At 76.2% G+C, this 1,304-nt stretch carries 1 protein-coding gene and 1 pseudogene; one reads left to right on the top strand and one right to left on the bottom strand.

From position 1 onward, the window contains the following. Window positions 1-334, bottom strand: a 334-nt coding sequence (locus ACFYPD_RS34075) for an ATP-binding cassette domain-containing protein (RefSeq protein WP_387122921.1), incomplete at its 3' end; no start/stop codon positions are given. Window positions 335-585: 251 nt separating this feature from the next. On the opposite strand from ACFYPD_RS34075, the pseudogene ACFYPD_RS34080 reads away from it, so the two are divergent. Beyond that, window positions 586-1,304: pseudogene (locus tag ACFYPD_RS34080) on the top strand (adenylyl-sulfate kinase); the annotation flags it as partial.

The following is a 1,304-nucleotide window of genomic DNA, read 5'->3' on the forward strand; positions in this document are numbered from 1 at the left end:
GGGCGACCGTGCGGGGCAGCCCGCTGATCCGGCCGAGGTGGGTGACCAGCTCGGCGGCGGAGAGGTCGGGTGGGAGGGCGTCGTGCTCGGGCATGTAGCCCACCCGGGCGCGGACGGCCGCGGGGTCGGTGGTGGGGTCGAGGCCGAGCACGGAGACCCGACCGCTGGTCGGGGCGAGCAGGCCCAGCAGGATCTTGATCAGGGTGGATTTGCCGGCGCCGTTCGCGCCCACCAGCCCGATGATCCCCGGCTCGACCGACACGGTGAGGTCGGCCAACGCGGTGACCCGGCCTCCGTACGTCTTGGTCAGCGACTCGGTCGCGAGCAGTGTCACGCGGTCAGCGTAGGGAGCGCGAGCCGCTCCGGGTATCGGGAAACGCTCGGGGTTGCCCCTGATTCCGCCCGGACGCTGACCGACCGGCCGGTCCGGACCGGTCCGTCCGGCTGGCGGACCTCCCGGGACGGCGGCCGGGACCGCCCCGGGACGGCCGGTTTGCCGGCCGGTGACCGGGAGGTGGAGTGGCGCTCTCGACCGATTGCCGGTGGGCTGAGAAACTGTGGGCCGGCCAGTGAGTTGGGGGTTTCATGAGCAACGGGTGGGTGCTGCCCGAGGACGTTCTGCGGGATGCGCCGGCGTACGCGCCAAGGCCCGGTGAGCTGGCCGATCTGGAGCTGCTGCTGACCGGGGCGTACGCCCCGCTGACCGGCTTCATGACCCGGGCCGACCTGGCCTCGCTGGGCCGGCGCGGCCGGCTCGCCGACGGCACGCCGTGGCCGGTGCCGGTGACGCTGCAGGTGCCGGCCGCGCTCGCCGACGGGCTGGTGCTGGACGACCCGCTGCGCCGGGCGCTGGTGCTCACCGACGGCGAGGGCGCCCCGGTGGCCGCGATGGACGTGACCGACGTCTGGCCGGTTCGCGAGGGCACGGCCGGCGTGGGCGGCGCCGTACGCCGGCTGGGCGACGGCGGTCACGGGCCGTTCCAGCGGCTGCGGCGCAGCCCGGACGAGATTCGGGGGCTGCTGCCCCCGGGGCGGGTGCTCGGCGTCTTCGCCGACCGTCCGCTGCACCGGCCGCAGCTCGCCCAGATCGCGCACGCCGCGCGGACGCTCGGCGCGCACCTGCTGGTGCTGATCCCGGTGGGCGAGGAGGCGACCGGCGGGCTGCCGGCCGAGGCCCTGGTGCGCAGCGTGTTCGCCGCCCGGGACCGGATGCCCCCGGCCACTTTGGTGGCGGTGCCGCTGGCCAGGCGGCGCGACGAGATCAGCGACGCGCTGCTCCGGGCCCGGGTCGCCGCCGCCTACGG

It is taken from the genome of Micromonospora sp. NPDC005299, from assembly GCF_042872345.1.
Classification (GTDB): domain Bacteria; phylum Actinomycetota; class Actinomycetes; order Mycobacteriales; family Micromonosporaceae; genus Micromonospora.